Below are 14,379 nucleotides of genomic sequence, written 5' to 3' on the forward strand. Positions count from 1 at the left end.
CAACAAACGAAAGAGCAAAACTCTTCCTCGTCTTCAGGAAAACAGATTCGAATTTGAAGGAACACAACACCCGGAGGTGGAGAAGCGTCACCGGGCAGCTCTTCCGAGCTACCTGATGACCGACCCTGCATCCGAGGGAGGAACCGGCGGAGCGGAGCGTTTCAGCGTCCGGCCCGTCGGTGTGGGCGGCTTATATGGGCGCCGGCGAAGGCCGTCAAACCCCTTTTTTGACAAAACGGCGACTTTCCGTGCCCACCGCAAAACCGTTGCCCCGGGCGCCCTTCCGGCCGCCCGGGCTCGCCTCTCAGGTGTCCGCCCTGATGTTGGCGGACTGGATGACGGCCCCCCATTTGTCGATCTCGCGGGTCAGGAAGGTGCGCGCGGTCGCCGGGTCGGAACCGACCACGTCTGCCCCCTGCTCTTCGATCTTGGAGCGCACCTCCGGGTCCTGCATCACCTGCCGGATGGCGGCGGACATGCGCTCCTGGATCGCCTCCGGCGTGCCGGCGCGCCCCATCAGCATCCACCAGGTCGGCGCCTCGAAGTCGCCCACGCCCTGTTCCGCGAAGGACTTCGCCCCGGGAACGTGGCGCGACGCCGTGCGCGTGGTCACGCCCAGCGGGCGCAGGATGCCGTTCTTCATGTGCTGGCTGATGATGACCACGTTGGACATGAACAGCGGCACGTGCCCGGCCACGGCGTCGGACACGGCCGGCCCGCCGCCACGGTAGGGCACATGGGTCAGGCTGAAGCCGCCCTTCTGCTGCAGCAGGGTGGTCGCCACATGCGCGAGGCCGCCCACGCCGGAGGTCGCGTAGTTGATGCTGTCCGGCGCCTTCTTTGCCGCATCCACCACGTCCTGAAAGCTGCGATAGGGGGTGGACTGGTGCGCGACCAGCGCCAGGGGCCCCGTCGCGACCAGGGAGATCGGCACCAGCGCCTCGAGCGTCTTGTAGGGAAGGCGCATCACCGTCTGGTTCGTCGCCTCGGTGTCGTAGGCGAGCATCCAGGTGTAGCCGTCCGGCGCGGCGCGCGCCGCCTCGCCGCCGCCGATCGCGCCCGAGGCGCCGCCGCGGTTGTCGATGACGACGGGACGGCCCAGCACCTCGCCCAGCTTCGCCTGGAAGATGCGCGCCACCACATCGGTGGAGCCGCCGGGCGGCCAGGGAACGATCAGGCGGATCGGCCGCTCCGGCCAGGCGCCGGGCCCTGCCCCCTGGGCGCGCAGGAGGGAAGGCATGGCGAGGCCCGCGGCGGTGGCCGCGATCAGCCCGCGCCGGCCCATCTTCGGGCTCTGGGTCATGGTGTGCTCCTTGAACGTCCCTTGGGACAGCGTCTTCTCGCGCCGCCCTTGCTGGAACGGCTCCGTGCAGCTTCGACGCTGCCCCGGGCCGGCGCAACCCGTTCCGGGGCCGGGGGCACCCGGGGGAAGCTTCACACCGCCGCCATCACGCGTTGCGGTCAGGCCGCCCTGGCATTCACCCCGGGGCGGGAAAGGAAGCCGCGGCGGATGTGGTCGGCCAGCGCTTCGGCCGCGGCGCCGGGATGGCGGACCAGGGCGATCTCCAGCTCCGGCAGGTCGGGCATCCCCTCCTCCGGGCCGAGCAGGCGCAGCCCTGGGGGGAGCGCCATGGAAAGCCCGACCGTCACCCCCAGCCCGGCCAGCACCACCGCATGCGTCCCGGTCTGGGAGGCGGAGGAGTAGGCCATGCGCCAGGGCACCCCTGCCCGCTCCAGAGCGCGGGTGGCGGCGATCCGCCAGGTGCAGCCGGTGTGGCAAAGCACGAGCGGCAGGGGCCGCAGCAGGTGGGTCGGCCGCGCGGCCGGGCCCACCCAGCGCAGCGGCCCGCGCCAGAGGCTCTCCGCCGGCAATCCCGGCTCCTCGTTGCCACCGGAGAAGAGGGTGAGGTCGAGGTCCCCCTTGTCGAAGCAGCGAAGCAACTCGGTGGAGGGCAGGCAGACCACCTCCACCTCGGCGGCCGGGTGGGCCTCGGCGAAGCCGGCCAGGATCTCGGGCAGCCAGAGCAGCGCGTAGTCGTCCGGGGAACCCAGGCGGATTCGCCCGGTGATCTCCGGCATGCGGAAGTTGTTCACGATCTCATCGTGCATCGCGAGCAGCCGGCGTGCGCGGTCCAGCAGCCAGAGGCCGTGCGGGGTCGGACTCAGACCGCGCGGGCCGCGCAGCAGGAGCGGCTGGCCCAGCGCTTCCTCCAGCCGGCGCATCTGCATCGAGACGGCCGATTGCGTGCGCCCGACGCGAAGCGCCGCGCGGGTGACGCTGCCACCTTCGGCCACCAGCACGAAGGAGCGCAGCAGGTCGGGGTCGAGGCCAGGCGGGATGTTCATCATGGCGGCATCAGCATCGCTGATGCCGAACTTCAAAACAACTCGTTTCCCTTATGATACCCCCACGCCGATCTTTCTGCTCGCGACATTCATCAGGAGAGGATCCCACCATGTCCGGCCATGTCATCCACCGCGGCGCCTTTGCTGGGTCCGGCGCCAGGACAGGCGTCCCCGCCACCGGCGCTCCGGCTTCCCGCTGGCTGGCGATGTTGGCGCGCATGGCCCGCGCGATCGAGGAGCGCCGCATCCTCGGCTCCCTCGATGACCGGATGCTGTCCGATATCGGAATCAACCGGCTGGAGGCGGAGCGGGAGATGGCGCGGGCGCCCTGGGACATCGGATCGCGGGGCTGAGCGCGGCCCCGTACCCGAGGGTGCGGGGCCGGATCAGGTCCGGCCTTGCTCAGGCGAGGTTGAGGCGCCCCCGCTTCCTCCATCACCCCGCGGATGGCCTGCCGGCCGAGCGCGGCGGGGGCGAGCGGCCCGGTCTCGTCGCCGAGGACGGACAGATCCATGCCCGGGCTGCGCGCCAGCACCGCCGCGCGACGGGCGGGTGCGCCGTCGCCGCGGCAGGGCCAGACGAAGCCGGCATCCTGCGGCAGGGCATGGTGGTGCAGGCCACACGCTCCGGCGCCACCGCAACGGCGCAGCCGAGCAGCGCGCCTGCCTCCCCTCCCCCATCGTCATGCAGCGCCGCGAAACCCGTGCCGACCAGCGGCGCGGCCGGCGTACCGCTCGCCTCCATTCCCGGCAGGCCGGAACAGGCAGTGGCATAGGCGGATAAGGGAGGAAGGGCGACCAGTGCTGGTCACCGGATCATCGGGTCCATCCCTTCAGCGCCGGAATGTTCCGCAACGCAGGGGGCTGCATCCTCGGGATGCCGGCAGACGCACAATGATGCGCAAAGGAAGAGTGCGGCCCAAAAAGGAACATAGTATGAACGGCGATGCCCTCCGATTCGCCCCCCCGGCCACGGCTGATTCTTACCCCTGTCCCTTCCGCGGAGGGGGTTGATGGGCGAAATGAAGACCCCGTGCGAGGGGGCGATCCCAACAACGGAATGGGTGGCGGAACGGGCATGGACCGCCGTGCGGTCCTGGCCGCGCTCCGCGCCCGTGTCGCGCGGATCGAGCGCGCGGGCCTGGCGGAACGCGAGGAGCCGCCCGCCATTCCCCTTTGTCCGGAAATGGACCGGGAGATGCCCGGTGGCGGCCTGCCGCGCGCCGCGGTGCACGAAATCCTGTCCGACGGCGCTGGAGCGGCGGTGGGCTTCGCAGCCCTGCTGATGGCGCGTTCCGGAGGCACGGTGTTCTGGATCGCGCGTGACCCCGATCCCTGGCCGCCCGGGCTGATGCGCTTCGGCCTGCCGCCGTCGCGCCTGATCGTGGCGCAGCCCTCCAACCACGTGGACGCGCTCTGGGCCACGGAGGAGGCGCTGCGCTGCCGCGCCGTTTCGGCCGTGCTGCTGATGGAGGAGCGGCCCGACGCCACCGCCATGCGCCGGTTGCAACTTGCCGCCGAAACGGGTGGCGGCATCGGATTGCTGCTGCGCGAATCGGAGGCCGAGGAGGGTCCTGCCCTGGCCACCACCCGCTGGCGCGTCACGGGGCGCGCCGGCGGGGCGATGCACGACCTGGGCGACCCGCAATGGACGCTGGATCTGCTGCGCTGCCGCGCCGGCCGGCCCCGCACGTGGCACGTCACCTGGCGCGCCGGAATGGAAAGCCTGTCGGTGGACGAGGAAGCGCGCGAGGATGACGCGGCCCCGAGGCGCTCCCGCCGCCATTGAGCGCCCGTCTGCACCGGCCGACGGCATCGGAAGGATTCCCGCGGCGCCCCGGTCCACACCATGCCTTTCCAGGCGGGCGGGAACCGGAGGCGCCCGGACGATCAGGCGGCCCTGACCTCGCGCGTGAAGGTTTTCACCTCGGCGGTGAGGTGTTCGGACTGGGTCGAGAGGCTTGATGCGGCCGAAAGAACCTGCGCGGCGGCCGCGCCCGTGTCGCTCGCCGCCTGGCTCACCGAGGCGATGTTCTGGCCCACCAGATCGGTCGCCTGCGCCGTTTGCTGCACCGTCCGCGCGATCTCCTGGGTGGCGGCGCTCTGCTCCTCGACCGAGGCCGCGATCGCGACGGTGATCTCGCTGATCTCCTTCACGGTGCTCATGATCAGGTGGATCGCCTCCACCGCGCCGCGCGTGGCGCCCTGGATCTGGCCGACCTGCTGACCGATCTCCTCCGTCGCCTTGGCCGTTTCCGCAGCAAGCGACTTCACCTCGCTGGCCACCACGGCGAAGCCCTTGCCGGCCTCGCCGGCGCGCGCCGCCTCGATCGTGGCGTTCAGCGCGAGCAGGTTGGTCTGGCCGGCGATGTTGCTGATCAGGTTCACCACCTCGCCGATCCGGTTGGCGCCCTCGGACAGGTTCTGGACCGTGGCGTTCGTCTCGTTGGCGGTGTCCACCGCCCTGGTCGCGACCTGGCTGGCCTGGGCGACCTGCCGGCTGATCTCGATGATCGAGGAACTCAGCTCCTCGGCCGCGGCGGCGACGGTTTGACCCCCCCCGCTCGCCTGGGTCGCGGCCCCTGCCACTTCGGTCGCCTGCGACCGGGCGTGCTCCGCCGAGGTGCCCATGCTGCGGGCCGTGGCCTCGAGCTCGGTGGAAGCCGAGGAGAGCACGTTCACCATCTCGCCCACGCGCCCCTCAAAGCCTTTCACGAGTTCGGCGAGCTGGGTGGCACGCTTCTCCTTGACCGAGTGCTCAGCCTCCTGCGCGGCGGTGAGGTCGCGCGAGCGCTCAGCGTTAGCGCGGAACACCTCGAGGGCGCGGGCCATGTGGCCGATCTCGTCCACCCGGTCCTTGCCCTCGATGGCGACCGTGAGGTTGCCTTCCGCGATGTGGCGCATCAGCTCCGCCATGTGGAGGATGGGGCGGGACACGCTGCGAACCAGCCAGACGCCCATGACCAGGGCGCCAAGGACAGCCACCAGCGTCACCACGCCGCTTCCGATCATCGCCGCCGTGACCGCCTCCGAGGCCGCGGCCGCGTCGCTGCCGCTGCCATCCCGGTTGAAGGCCCTGAGCGCCTCGAAGGAGGAGGTGACGGCGCGGGCAAGTTCGTTGTTCTGACCGAAGCGGGTCCAGGCGGCGGCGGGCTGACCGGCGCGGGACAGCACCAGCACCGGATCCACCGCGGCGGAGAAGGCCCTCCAGTCCCGCTGCGCGGAATCGAGCAGGCGCTGCTCGGCGGGTCCCGTCACGAAGCCCGCGTAGTCGGCGAAGAACTTGTCCATCTCCCCGCGGAGATTGGTCAGGGTCTTGTCCACCTCCTGCTTGCCCGCTGCCTCGGAGACGAGGATGTGGCGCAGGACGAACTGACGGAAGACCTGCAACCGCTCCGACGACTGGCCGATCATGTCGACGCTGGGCAGCCAGTTCGCCGCGATGGCGGTCGAGTAATGGCCGATCACCGAGGCACGGTGGGCCGCGAAGCCCCCCATCCCCACGATGACGAGGGCACAGGCCGCCACAGCGCCTATGATTCGAGCTCTTAGGGTCATGCTTGCCACACTTTCTGTCTTGCAGGTTGCTCAATTCTGCACGACCAGCCTTGATGAAGAGTTGATGCCTCCCATTCCCTGTGAGCCGGCGGGGTTGTGCTCCGCCGGCCCGGGTTCCGCCCCTGGCTGCGGCTCAGGCCGCTTCCTGCGTTCCGATGACCTTATCAATGGTGATGGGCAATTCCCGGATGCGCTTGCCCGTCGCGTGGAACACGGCGTTGGCGATGGCCGCCGCCGTGCCGACGATGCCGATCTCGCCCAGGCCCTTCACGCCCAGCGGGCTGGTGAGCGTGTCGTGCTCCTCCACGAAGATCACCTCGATGTCGTGGATGTCGGCGTTCACGGGCACATGGTACTCGGTCAGATTGTGGTTCATGAAGCGGCCGAGCTTGTGGTCGGGCAGGGTTTCCTCGTGCAGGGCCATGCCGATGCCGAAGACCACGCCCCCTATGATCTGCGAGCGCGAGGTCTTGGGGTTGATGATCTTCCCCGCCGCCACCGCATCCACGATCCGGGTGATCCGCACCTGGCCCAGTTCCTCGTCCACCCGCACTTCCACGAACACGGCGGAGTGGGTGAAGGAGCCGTAGCGCATCTGGGTCAGCTTGCTCGGGCTGGCCGTTTCCTCCGCCTCGATCTTCTCCACGCCGGCCGCCCTGATGGCATCGGTGAGGGTGACGGAACGGGTCGGGTCGGAGGCGAGCGCGATCCGCTCGTCCTGGAATACCACCTGGCCGATATCGGCATTGGCCAGCGGCGAGCGGTCCATGCCGCGGGCGTGCTTGAACAGGGTTTCGCGCACCGTGTTGCAGGCCAGCTCCACCGCCGCGCCGGCCGAGGCCGCGGTCCAGGAGCCGCCTTCCACCGGGGACTTCGGAAGCGAGGAGTCGCCCAGCTTCGTCGTCACCTTCTCCATCGGCAGGCCGAAGGCATCGGCCGCGATCTGCGTCAGGATGGTGTAGGTGCCGGTGCCGATGTCGGCGGTGGCGCAGGCCACCTCCAGCCGCCCGTCGGGCGTCAGGGTCGCGCGGGCGGAGGTTTCGGTCATCTGCGCTTCCCAGGCGCCGGTGGCCATGCCCCAGCCGATCAGCTCGCGCCCTTCCTTCATGGAGCGGGGCTTCGGGTCGCGCTTCGACCATCCGAAGCGCTCGGCGCCGAGCTGGTAGGCGGCGCGCAGCTCCTTGCTGGTGTGCTGCTTGTTCGTGGATTCATCGATGTCGGCGTAGTTGCGCAGGCGAAGCTGCACGGGATCGATGCCCAGCTTGTGCGCCAGCTCGTCCATCGCCGATTCCATGGCGAAGAGCCCGGTCGGCGCTCCCGGCGCGCGCATGTCGGCGGGGGTGTAGAGGTCCGTCTTGGCCAGTTTGTGCGTCGTGGTGACGTTGTCGCAGTGGTACAGCATGGCCGACCAGTTGACCGTCGCCTCCTGGTAGTCCTCGAAGGTGGAGGTGTTGGCGATCAGGTCGTGGCGGATGGATTGCAGCGCGGCATCCTGGCTGGCCCCCAGCGCCACGCTCTGCAGCCCGTCTGGCCGGTAGCCCATGGTGAACATCTGGTCGCGCGTCAGCACCACGCGGACGGAGCGCTTCAGCTCCAGCGCCGCCATGACGGCCAGGAAAAGCTGGTACTGCGGGCGCAGGCCCGATCCGAAGGCACCGCCGATGAAGGGCGAGATCACGCGCACGTCGCTGGCGGGCAGGCCGAAGACGTTGGTGATATAGGACTGGCTGTTCTGCGCGCCCTGAATCTTGTCGTGGACGGTGATCTTCTCGTCACCGTCCCAGACCACGGTGGTCGCGTGCGGCTCCATCGGGTTGTGGTGCTCCACCGCGATCCGGTACTCGCCCTGCACCGTCACCGGGGAGGCGCCGAAGGCCGCCTCGGAATCGCCGCGCGGCTTGGGTGGGGGCGAGATGCCGTTGCGCTTCACCGGCGGCACATAGGCCTCGCCCTGCACGGCCGCGAGATCGGTCTCGTGCCGCTCCACCTCATAGGCCACGCGCACCAGGGATGCGGCATAGCGGGCGATCTCGAAGTCCTCGGCCACCACGAGCGCCACGGGCTGGCCGCTGTAGACGATGTGCTCGTCGTAGAGGGCGCGGAACGGCTTGCCGGGGGGTGCCACCTCGTCCTGGTAGGACTTGCTCCGGAACGCCGTGCGCGGGCGGTTCTCGTGGGTGAAGACCTGGATCACCCCGGGCACGGCGAGCGCGTCCTTCGTGTCGATGCTCTTGATGCGCCCCTTGGCGATGGCACCGGAAACAACATAGCCGTGCGCCAGGTCGGGCGCGGTGAACTCTGCGGCATAGGTCGCGCCGCCCGTTACCTTCAGGCGTCCGTCCACGCGGTTGCGGGGGGAACCGAAATGGGTCTCGTGCATGGTGCCGGGCCCTCCTACTGGATGCGCTTGTCGGTCTGGGACTGCGGCGTTCCCGCCGCGGCCTGGGAAAGGGCGCGGACGATGGCGCGGCGGGCGAGCTCGACCTTGAAGTCGTTCTCCCCGTGGCCCTTCGCGCCCTGGAGGATGCGCTCGGCCACCCTCTCGAAGGCGGCGCGGTCGGGCACCTTGCCCTTGAGCATCGCCTCCGCCTCCGGCACGCGCCAGGGCTTGTGGGCCACGCCGCCGAGCGCGATCCGCGCCTCGCCCACGGTGCCGCCGTCCATCTCCAGCGCCGCCGCCACTGACACCAGGGCAAAGGCGTAGGACAGGCGGTCGCGCAGCTTGAGGTAGGTGTAGTGGGTGGTGAAGCGTGGCTCCGGCAGATCGACGGCCGTGATCACCTCGTCGGCGCCGAGGTTGGTGTCGCGTTCCGGCGTGTCGCCGGGCAAGCGGTGGAACTCGGCGATGGGAATGCCGCGCTCGCCCCTGGGCCCGGAGACGCGCACCACCGCTTCCAGGGCCGCCATGGCCACCGCCATGTCGGAGGGGTGGGTGGCGATGCACTTGTCGGAGGTACCGAGAATCGCGTGGATGCGGTTCACGCCGTGCAGCGCGGGGCAGCCGCTGCCGGGCACGCGCTTGTTGCAGGGCGTGGAGGCGTCATAGAAATAATAGCAGCGCGTGCGCTGCATCAGGTTGCCGCCGGTTGTCGCGGCATTGCGGAGCTGCGCCGTGGCCCCGGCCAGGATGGTGGAGGAGAGCAGCGGATAGCGCTCCTGCACGCGGGGGTCGTAGGCGGCGGCGGTGTTGGTCACGAGCGCGCCGATGCGCAGCCCGCCGCCCTCCGTTTCCGTGATCTCCTTGAGGCCGGGCAGGCGGGAGACGTCCACCAGATGCGTGGGGCGCTCCACGTTGTACTTCATGAGATCGACGAGATTGGTGCCGCCGGCGAGGATTTTGGCGGCGGGGCTCGATCCCACCTCCCGGATGGCGTCGGCCACGCTGCCGGGGCGGGCATAGGAGAAGCGGTTCACTTCGCGGACTCCTTCGCCAGCACGTCGCCGATCGCGTCCACGATGTTGGTGTAGGCGCCGCAGCGACAGATATTCCCGCTCATCTGCTCCCGGATCTCCTCGGACGTGTGCGCGTGGCCTTCCTTCACCAAGCCAATCGCCGAGCAGATCTGGCCGGGGGTGCAGTAGCCGCACTGGAAGGCGTCGTGCTCGATGAAGGCCTCCTGCATCGGGTGCAGGGCGCCGTCCGGCCCGGCCAGGCCCTCGACCGTCGTGACCTCGCAGCCGTCGCGGCTCACCGCCAGCGCTAGGCAGGAGTTGATGCGCTGCCCGTCCACCAGCACGGTGCAGGAGCCGCACTGGCCGTGGTCACAGCCCTTCTTGGTGCCGTAGAGGTGCAGGTCCTCGCGCAGCAGGTCCAGCAGCGTGGTCCAGGGCCGAACATGAAGGTCTCGTCGCTCGCCGTTGATGGTCAGGGTGACCGGAACCTCGTCCGGCAGCCTGGTCGTGGAGCCGGCGTCCGGGGCGAAGCCCTGCCGGGTCGGAAGTTCGAGGTCGGCCATGTCGGTGTCCTGGAGAAAGGCTTGGGCACCAGAGGCGACCCGGTGGGTACCGGGCGAACGACGAAGAGCGTGGCGACCCGGTCCTGGCCGGTGCGCTGCGCGTCGGAGCCTCCGTTCCTTGGAGGGGGGAACGTGAGGACGGTTCGCGCAGTTGCGTCGGTCGCTCTTCACACAGGTGAAGCCCGCGGGCGGCGCGTCAGGCGGTGTGCCGCCCCAGATCGGCGCCGACGAAGGCCCCGGTGCGCTCGTAATGCTGGGCCAGCAGGGCGGAAGCGGCCGGGGCATCGCGGGCCAGGGTGGCGCGGGCGATGGCCGCGTGTTCGGCCGCCACGTCCCGGTCGGGATAGGCGACCGTGTTGGCCAACGCCCGGTAGCGCCCCGCCTCCTCCCGCAGCCGCTCGCAGAAGGCGACGAGAGGGGGCGCCCCGCAGGCGGCCAGCAGGGCCCGGTGGAACTGGCGGTGGGCAGCCTCCCATTCCGGGTTGGCGGTGAAGCGCCCGGGGTCCAGCGAGCGCGCCACGCGGTTCAGCCGGTGCTCGGCCAGCACCAGGGCGTCCTCCCATGCCGCGTCGCCCCGGCGGATGGCTTCCGAAAGCGCCGCGCATTCGGCCAGGACCCGGGCGCGGATCAGGCCGGCCAGCTGGCCCGGCGCGGCGGCGGCCACCCGGAAGCCGCGGTGTTCCAGCCGTTCCGCCAGGCCCTCGGCCGCCAGCTTCGACAGCGCCTCGCGCATCGGGGAGGCGCCGGCGCCATAGCTTTCCGCGAGGTCGCGCAGCTTCAGCTTCAGCCCGGGCGGCAGGCGGCCCGAGAGGATGTCCTCCCGCAGCCGCCGGTGGACGGCGGTGGCCAGGGTGGGGTCGCGGCCCGGGGGAAGCAGTTCGGCTTCGGACATGCCGCCCGCATATTCGTTAAACGGCAGCGCCCCGCAAGTCTGGCGACGATCCTGCTTGACGTGCGTGGAATTTCGACAAAATCTCCGCGCCATCCAAGGGAGGATACGCTGCGTGCGACTGATCGCGTTCGAGCATGAGGGCCGCCCGGCCCTGGCCGCCCGCCTGGGCGATGAGGTCGTGGCCCTGGCCGATGTTGTGCCCGGCCTGCCCGCCGATATCCTGCCCGCCTTCGCCGCGCTGAACCTGCCCGAGGGTGCCGCCGCCCTGGCCGCCAGGCTGGAGGGCGCGCCGCGCCGGCCTTTCAAGGGGCTGAAGCTGCTCCCCCCCATCCCGCGCCCGGGCAAGGTGATCTGCATCGGCCTGAACTACGCACTGCACGCGAAGGAGGGCGGCAACGCCATCCCCGATTACCCCGCGGTGTTCATGCGCGGCCCCACCTCGCTGGCGGCCCACGGACAGGCGCTGGTCCGCCCGAAGGTGTCGGACAAGTTCGACTTCGAGGCGGAGCTGGTGATCGTGATCGGCAAGACCGCCCGCCATCTGTCGGAGGCCGACGCCCTGTCCTGCGTGGCCGGCTACACCATCATGAACGAGGGCTCGGTGCGCGACTACCAGCGCAAGGGCGCCCAGTGGACCATGGGCAAGAACTTCGAGCAGACCGGCGGCATCGGGCCGGAAATCGTCACCCCCGACGAGATCCCCCAGGGCCCCAACGCGCTCCGCATCACCTCCCGCCTCAACGGCGAAACGATGCAGGACTCCAACACCTCCGACATGATCTTCTCCGTGCCCCGCATCCTCGCGATCCTGAGCGAGGCGATGACGCTGGAGCCCGGCGACGTGATCGCGACCGGCACGCCCAGCGGCGTCGGCTATGCCCGCAAGCCGCCGGTCTTCATGCGCCACGGCGACACCATGGAGGTCGAAATCGAGGGGATCGGCGTGCTCTCCAACCCCGTGCGGGACGAGGCCGCCTGATTTCATGGCAGGCCCGGCCGTCACCCTCACCTTCGACAACGGCCCGGAGCCGGAGGTGACGCCGGGCGTGCTGGACGTGCTGCGCCAGCGGGGGCTGCTGGCTACCTTCTTCGTGCTCGGCCACAAGCTGGCGGGCAACCGCGCGCTGGCCGAGCGCGCCCATGCCGAAGGCCACTGGATCGGCAACCACACCTGGAGCCACGCGCAGCCGCTGGGCCAATTGCCGGACGATCCCGCGACGGCGGAGGCCGAGATCGGCCGCACCCAGGCGCTGATCGGCGATCTCTCCCACCCCGACCGCCTGTTCCGCCCGGTGGGCGGCGGCGGCGTGCTGGGCCCGCACCTGCTGAGCGGCGCGGCGCTGGACCACCTGGCCCGCGAGCGCTTCACCTGCGTGACCTGGAGCGCCGTGCCCGGCGACTTCCGCGACCCCGGCGGCTGGCCGGAAACCGCGCTGGCCCAGTGCCGGGGGCCGGATCCGGTGCTGCTGGTGCTGCACGACCTGCCCAACGGCGCCATGCGCCAGCTCGACCGCTTCCTGGGCCGGCTGGCCGATGCCGAGGCGCGCTTCGTGCAGGACTTTCCGGAACGCTGCGTGCCGATGCGCCGCGGCGTGGCCCGGGCCACGATGGACGCCTACGTGACACGGGGAACCGCCTGATGACCATTTCCTCCCGCCGCGCCCTGCTGGGTGGCCTCGCGGCCCTCGGTGCCGCTCCCGCCCTCGCGCAGGCGCCCTGGCCGAACCGGCCGATCCGCCTGATCGTGCCCTTTGCCGCCGGCACCACCACCGACATCCTCGGGCGCATCCTGGCGGAGGCGCTGGGCAAGGAGGCCGGGCAGACCGTGGTGGTGGACAACCGCGCCGGCGCCGGGGGCAATGTGGGTGCCCAGGCCGTCGCGCGGGCGGCGGGGGATGGCTACACCCTGCTTCTGGGCACCAACGGCACGCATGGCATCAATGCCAGCCTTTTCGCCGACCAGGGCTTCGACCCCATCCGCGACTTCACGCCGATCGCGCCCTTTGTCACGACGCCGACGGTGCTGGGCGTCGCGCCCTCCCTCGGCGTGTCCTCGGTGACGGAGCTGGTCGCACTGGCCAAGCGCCGGCCGCTGACCTTCGCTTCGGCGGGGAACGGCACCACCGGGCATCTTTCCCAGGCGCTGCTGAACCTGCGCGCGGGGCTGGAAACCGAGCACGTTCCCTACCGGAACGCCGGCCAGGGGGTGACGGACCTCGTGGCGGGGCGGGTGGACGGGATGTTCTACCATCCCCTCGGCCTGAAGCCGCAGATCGACGCGGGGAACCTCCGCGCGCTCGCCGTCACCTCGGCCCGGCGGGTCACGATCCTGCCGGACGTGCCGACCATCCAGGAAGCGGGGCTGCGGGACTTCGTGGTGGAGGGCCGCTGGCACCTCTTCGGGCCTGCCGGCCTGCCGGCCGAGATCGTCGCGCGGCTGAACAAGGCCACCAATGCCCTGCTGGCGGATCCCGCGTCGCTCGCCAACCTCCGCACGCAGGGGGTGGAGCCGCTGGGCGGCACGCCGGAGGAGCTGGCGGCGATGACGCGGGACGAGATTGCGAAGTGGCGCCCGGTGGTTGCGGCTGCCAACATCAAGCCGGACTAGCCGGCGCCGCCGCGCGCCAGGGTTGAACACGCCGGGGAACCGCCGCCGAGACCGGCCCCGGGGAGGAGGATGACGAGATGGCCGACCTGGACCAGAACACCATCACCGACGCGGTGATCGAGCAGATGTCCACCACCGCCGACCCGCGGATGAAGACGGTGATGGAAAGCCTCGTCCGCCACCTGCACGACTTCGCCCGCGACGTGCGCCTGACGCCGGACGAGTGGCTGAAGGCCATCGGCTTCCTCACCCGCACCGGCCAGACCTGCACGCCCGCGCGGCAGGAGTTCATCCTGCTGTCGGACACGCTGGGGCTTTCGCGCCTGGTGAACCTGATGGACGACAAAGCCAACCGCATGGGCGACGCGACGGAGGCGAGCCTGCTCGGCCCCTTCTACCGCGAGGCCTCGCCGACCTTCGCCATGGGCGAGAGCATCGCCGTGCATGCCAAGGGCCCGGAGATGATCGTCTTCGGCCGGGTGCTGAACGAGAAGGGCGAGGGCGTGCCCGACGCGATCGTGGAGGTCTGGCAGACCGACGCCGACGGGTATTACGACCTGCAGGCCAGCGATCCCAGCCAGATGGACATGCGCGGCCAGTTCCGCACGGATGCCGAGGGGCGCTACGCCGTGCGCACCCTGTTCCCGCTCGGCTACTACATCCCGATGGACGGGCCGGTGGGCGCCATGGTCACGGCGCAGGCCCGCCACGGCTGCCGCCCCGCCCATATCCACATGCTGATCGGCGCCGAGGGCTACCGGGAACTGGTCACGGCACTCTATCTCGGCAACGATCAGTACATCGATTCGGATGTTGTCTTCGGCGTGTCGGAATCGCTGGTGGTGCGGCCGGAAACCGGGGTGGAGGGCTCGCCCGACCCCTCCGTGCCCAGCGTGCACTACGACTTCCACATCGCCCGCCGCGCCGCCCACGACAAGACCGGCCGCGTCGGCGCCGACCCGTCCAAGATCGCGGCGGAATAGCCGTTCAAACCGGCCACGGGCGCCAAGCCCGGGCCAT

At 70.4% G+C, this 14,379-nt stretch carries 14 protein-coding genes; 7 read left to right on the plus strand and 7 right to left on the minus strand.

All coding sequences use genetic code 11. The features are described from left to right. Window positions 1-304 precede the first annotated feature (304 nt). Together ACFFIC_RS14220 and ACFFIC_RS14225 are read right to left on the minus strand one after the other, a co-directional pair. On the minus strand, window positions 305-1,303 hold the full coding sequence (locus ACFFIC_RS14220) for a tripartite tricarboxylate transporter substrate-binding protein (RefSeq protein ID WP_377051403.1): 999 nt from the start codon (window positions 1,301-1,303) through the stop codon (window positions 305-307). 158 nt (window positions 1,304-1,461) lie between these two features. After that, the gene (locus tag ACFFIC_RS14225) at window positions 1,462-2,382 is read right to left on the minus strand and encodes a LysR substrate-binding domain-containing protein (protein WP_377051405.1); all 921 of its coding nucleotides are present in this window, start codon (window positions 2,380-2,382) and stop codon (window positions 1,462-1,464) included. 74 nt (window positions 2,383-2,456) lie between these two features. Between ACFFIC_RS14225 and ACFFIC_RS14230 the strand changes: the two genes are divergently transcribed. The 3 genes from ACFFIC_RS14230 (at window position 2,457) to ACFFIC_RS14240 (ending at window position 4,134) form a co-directional block, all read left to right on the plus strand. Then, window positions 2,457-2,699 carry a DUF1127 domain-containing protein gene (locus ACFFIC_RS14230; protein ID WP_377051407.1) on the plus strand — a complete coding sequence of 81 codons (243 nt, stop codon included), beginning with the start codon at window positions 2,457-2,459 and terminating at the stop codon, window positions 2,697-2,699. Window positions 2,700-2,758: 59 nt separating this feature from the next. Beyond that, window positions 2,759-3,121 (plus strand): hypothetical protein, encoded by a 363-nt coding sequence (locus tag ACFFIC_RS14235; RefSeq protein WP_377051409.1) that lies wholly within the window; start codon window positions 2,759-2,761, stop codon window positions 3,119-3,121. A 302-nt stretch (window positions 3,122-3,423) separates the two neighbouring features. Beyond that, the gene (locus ACFFIC_RS14240) at window positions 3,424-4,134 is read left to right on the plus strand and encodes an ImuA family protein (RefSeq protein WP_377051411.1); all 711 of its coding nucleotides are present in this window, start codon (window positions 3,424-3,426) and stop codon (window positions 4,132-4,134) included. 101 nt (window positions 4,135-4,235) lie between these two features. On the opposite strand, the gene ACFFIC_RS14245 is transcribed toward ACFFIC_RS14240, so the two are convergent. The 5 genes from ACFFIC_RS14245 to ACFFIC_RS14265 all read right to left on the minus strand — a co-directional run bounded on the left by ACFFIC_RS14245 (window position 4,236) and on the right by ACFFIC_RS14265 (window position 10,751). Then, window positions 4,236-5,903, minus strand: a complete 1,668-nt coding sequence (locus ACFFIC_RS14245) for a methyl-accepting chemotaxis protein (RefSeq protein WP_377051413.1) — start codon at window positions 5,901-5,903, stop codon at window positions 4,236-4,238. A 133-nt stretch (window positions 5,904-6,036) separates the two neighbouring features. Next, a complete protein-coding gene (locus tag ACFFIC_RS14250; protein ID WP_377051415.1) occupies window positions 6,037-8,283 on the minus strand; it encodes a xanthine dehydrogenase family protein molybdopterin-binding subunit in 2,247 nt (748 codons plus the stop codon). Window positions 8,284-8,297: 14 nt separating this feature from the next. Next, complete coding sequence (locus ACFFIC_RS14255; RefSeq protein ID WP_377051417.1) at window positions 8,298-9,317, minus strand: FAD binding domain-containing protein; 1,020 nt, start codon at window positions 9,315-9,317, stop codon at window positions 8,298-8,300. Continuing rightward, window positions 9,314-9,859 carry a (2Fe-2S)-binding protein gene (locus tag ACFFIC_RS14260; RefSeq protein ID WP_377051419.1) on the minus strand — a complete coding sequence of 182 codons (546 nt, stop codon included), beginning with the start codon at window positions 9,857-9,859 and terminating at the stop codon, window positions 9,314-9,316. The genes ACFFIC_RS14255 and ACFFIC_RS14260 overlap by 4 nt, the downstream gene beginning before the upstream one ends. Before the next feature lie 196 nt (window positions 9,860-10,055). Further along, on the minus strand, window positions 10,056-10,751 hold the full coding sequence (locus ACFFIC_RS14265; protein WP_377051421.1) for a GntR family transcriptional regulator: 696 nt from the start codon (window positions 10,749-10,751) through the stop codon (window positions 10,056-10,058). Between the two features lie 112 nt (window positions 10,752-10,863). On the opposite strand from ACFFIC_RS14265, the gene ACFFIC_RS14270 reads away from it, so the two are divergent. The 4 genes from ACFFIC_RS14270 (at window position 10,864) to ACFFIC_RS14285 (ending at window position 14,342) form a co-directional block, all read left to right on the plus strand. Then, the gene (locus tag ACFFIC_RS14270; RefSeq protein WP_377051423.1) at window positions 10,864-11,730 is read left to right on the plus strand and encodes a fumarylacetoacetate hydrolase family protein; all 867 of its coding nucleotides are present in this window, start codon (window positions 10,864-10,866) and stop codon (window positions 11,728-11,730) included. Window positions 11,731-11,734: 4 nt separating this feature from the next. Continuing rightward, window positions 11,735-12,391 carry a polysaccharide deacetylase family protein gene (locus ACFFIC_RS14275; RefSeq protein ID WP_377051425.1) on the plus strand — a complete coding sequence of 219 codons (657 nt, stop codon included), beginning with the start codon at window positions 11,735-11,737 and terminating at the stop codon, window positions 12,389-12,391. Next, a complete protein-coding gene (locus ACFFIC_RS14280; RefSeq protein ID WP_377051427.1) occupies window positions 12,391-13,359 on the plus strand; it encodes a Bug family tripartite tricarboxylate transporter substrate binding protein in 969 nt (322 codons plus the stop codon). The genes ACFFIC_RS14275 and ACFFIC_RS14280 overlap by 1 nt, the downstream gene beginning before the upstream one ends. A gap of 77 nt (window positions 13,360-13,436) precedes the next feature. Then, window positions 13,437-14,342 (plus strand): dioxygenase family protein, encoded by a 906-nt coding sequence (locus ACFFIC_RS14285; protein ID WP_377051429.1) that lies wholly within the window; start codon window positions 13,437-13,439, stop codon window positions 14,340-14,342. Window positions 14,343-14,379: the final 37 nt, after the last annotated feature.

The sequence above is a fragment of the Muricoccus vinaceus genome, from assembly GCF_042433125.1.
GTDB lineage: Bacteria > Pseudomonadota > Alphaproteobacteria > Acetobacterales > Acetobacteraceae > Roseomonas > Roseomonas vinacea.

Bases quoted from the DNA above. Each gene is read 5' to 3' on its own strand.
- ACFFIC_RS14245 (WP_377051413.1), bottom strand. From the start codon at position 5,903: ATGACCCTAAGAGCTCGAATCATAGGCGCTGTGGCGGCCTGTGCCCTC.
- ACFFIC_RS14260 (WP_377051419.1), bottom strand. From the start codon at position 9,859: ATGGCCGACCTCGAACTTCCGACCCGGCAGGGCTTCGCCCCGGACGCC.
- ACFFIC_RS14240 (WP_377051411.1), top strand. From the start codon at position 3,424: ATGGACCGCCGTGCGGTCCTGGCCGCGCTCCGCGCCCGTGTCGCGCGG.
- ACFFIC_RS14275 (WP_377051425.1), top strand. From the start codon at position 11,735: ATGGCAGGCCCGGCCGTCACCCTCACCTTCGACAACGGCCCGGAGCCG.
- ACFFIC_RS14265 (WP_377051421.1), bottom strand. From the start codon at position 10,751: ATGTCCGAAGCCGAACTGCTTCCCCCGGGCCGCGACCCCACCCTGGCC.
- ACFFIC_RS14250 (WP_377051415.1), bottom strand. From the start codon at position 8,283: ATGCACGAGACCCATTTCGGTTCCCCCCGCAACCGCGTGGACGGACGC.
- ACFFIC_RS14220 (WP_377051403.1), bottom strand. From the start codon at position 1,303: ATGACCCAGAGCCCGAAGATGGGCCGGCGCGGGCTGATCGCGGCCACC.
- ACFFIC_RS14230 (WP_377051407.1), top strand. From the start codon at position 2,457: ATGTCCGGCCATGTCATCCACCGCGGCGCCTTTGCTGGGTCCGGCGCC.
- ACFFIC_RS14280 (WP_377051427.1), top strand. From the start codon at position 12,391: ATGACCATTTCCTCCCGCCGCGCCCTGCTGGGTGGCCTCGCGGCCCTC.
- ACFFIC_RS14285 (WP_377051429.1), top strand. From the start codon at position 13,437: ATGGCCGACCTGGACCAGAACACCATCACCGACGCGGTGATCGAGCAG.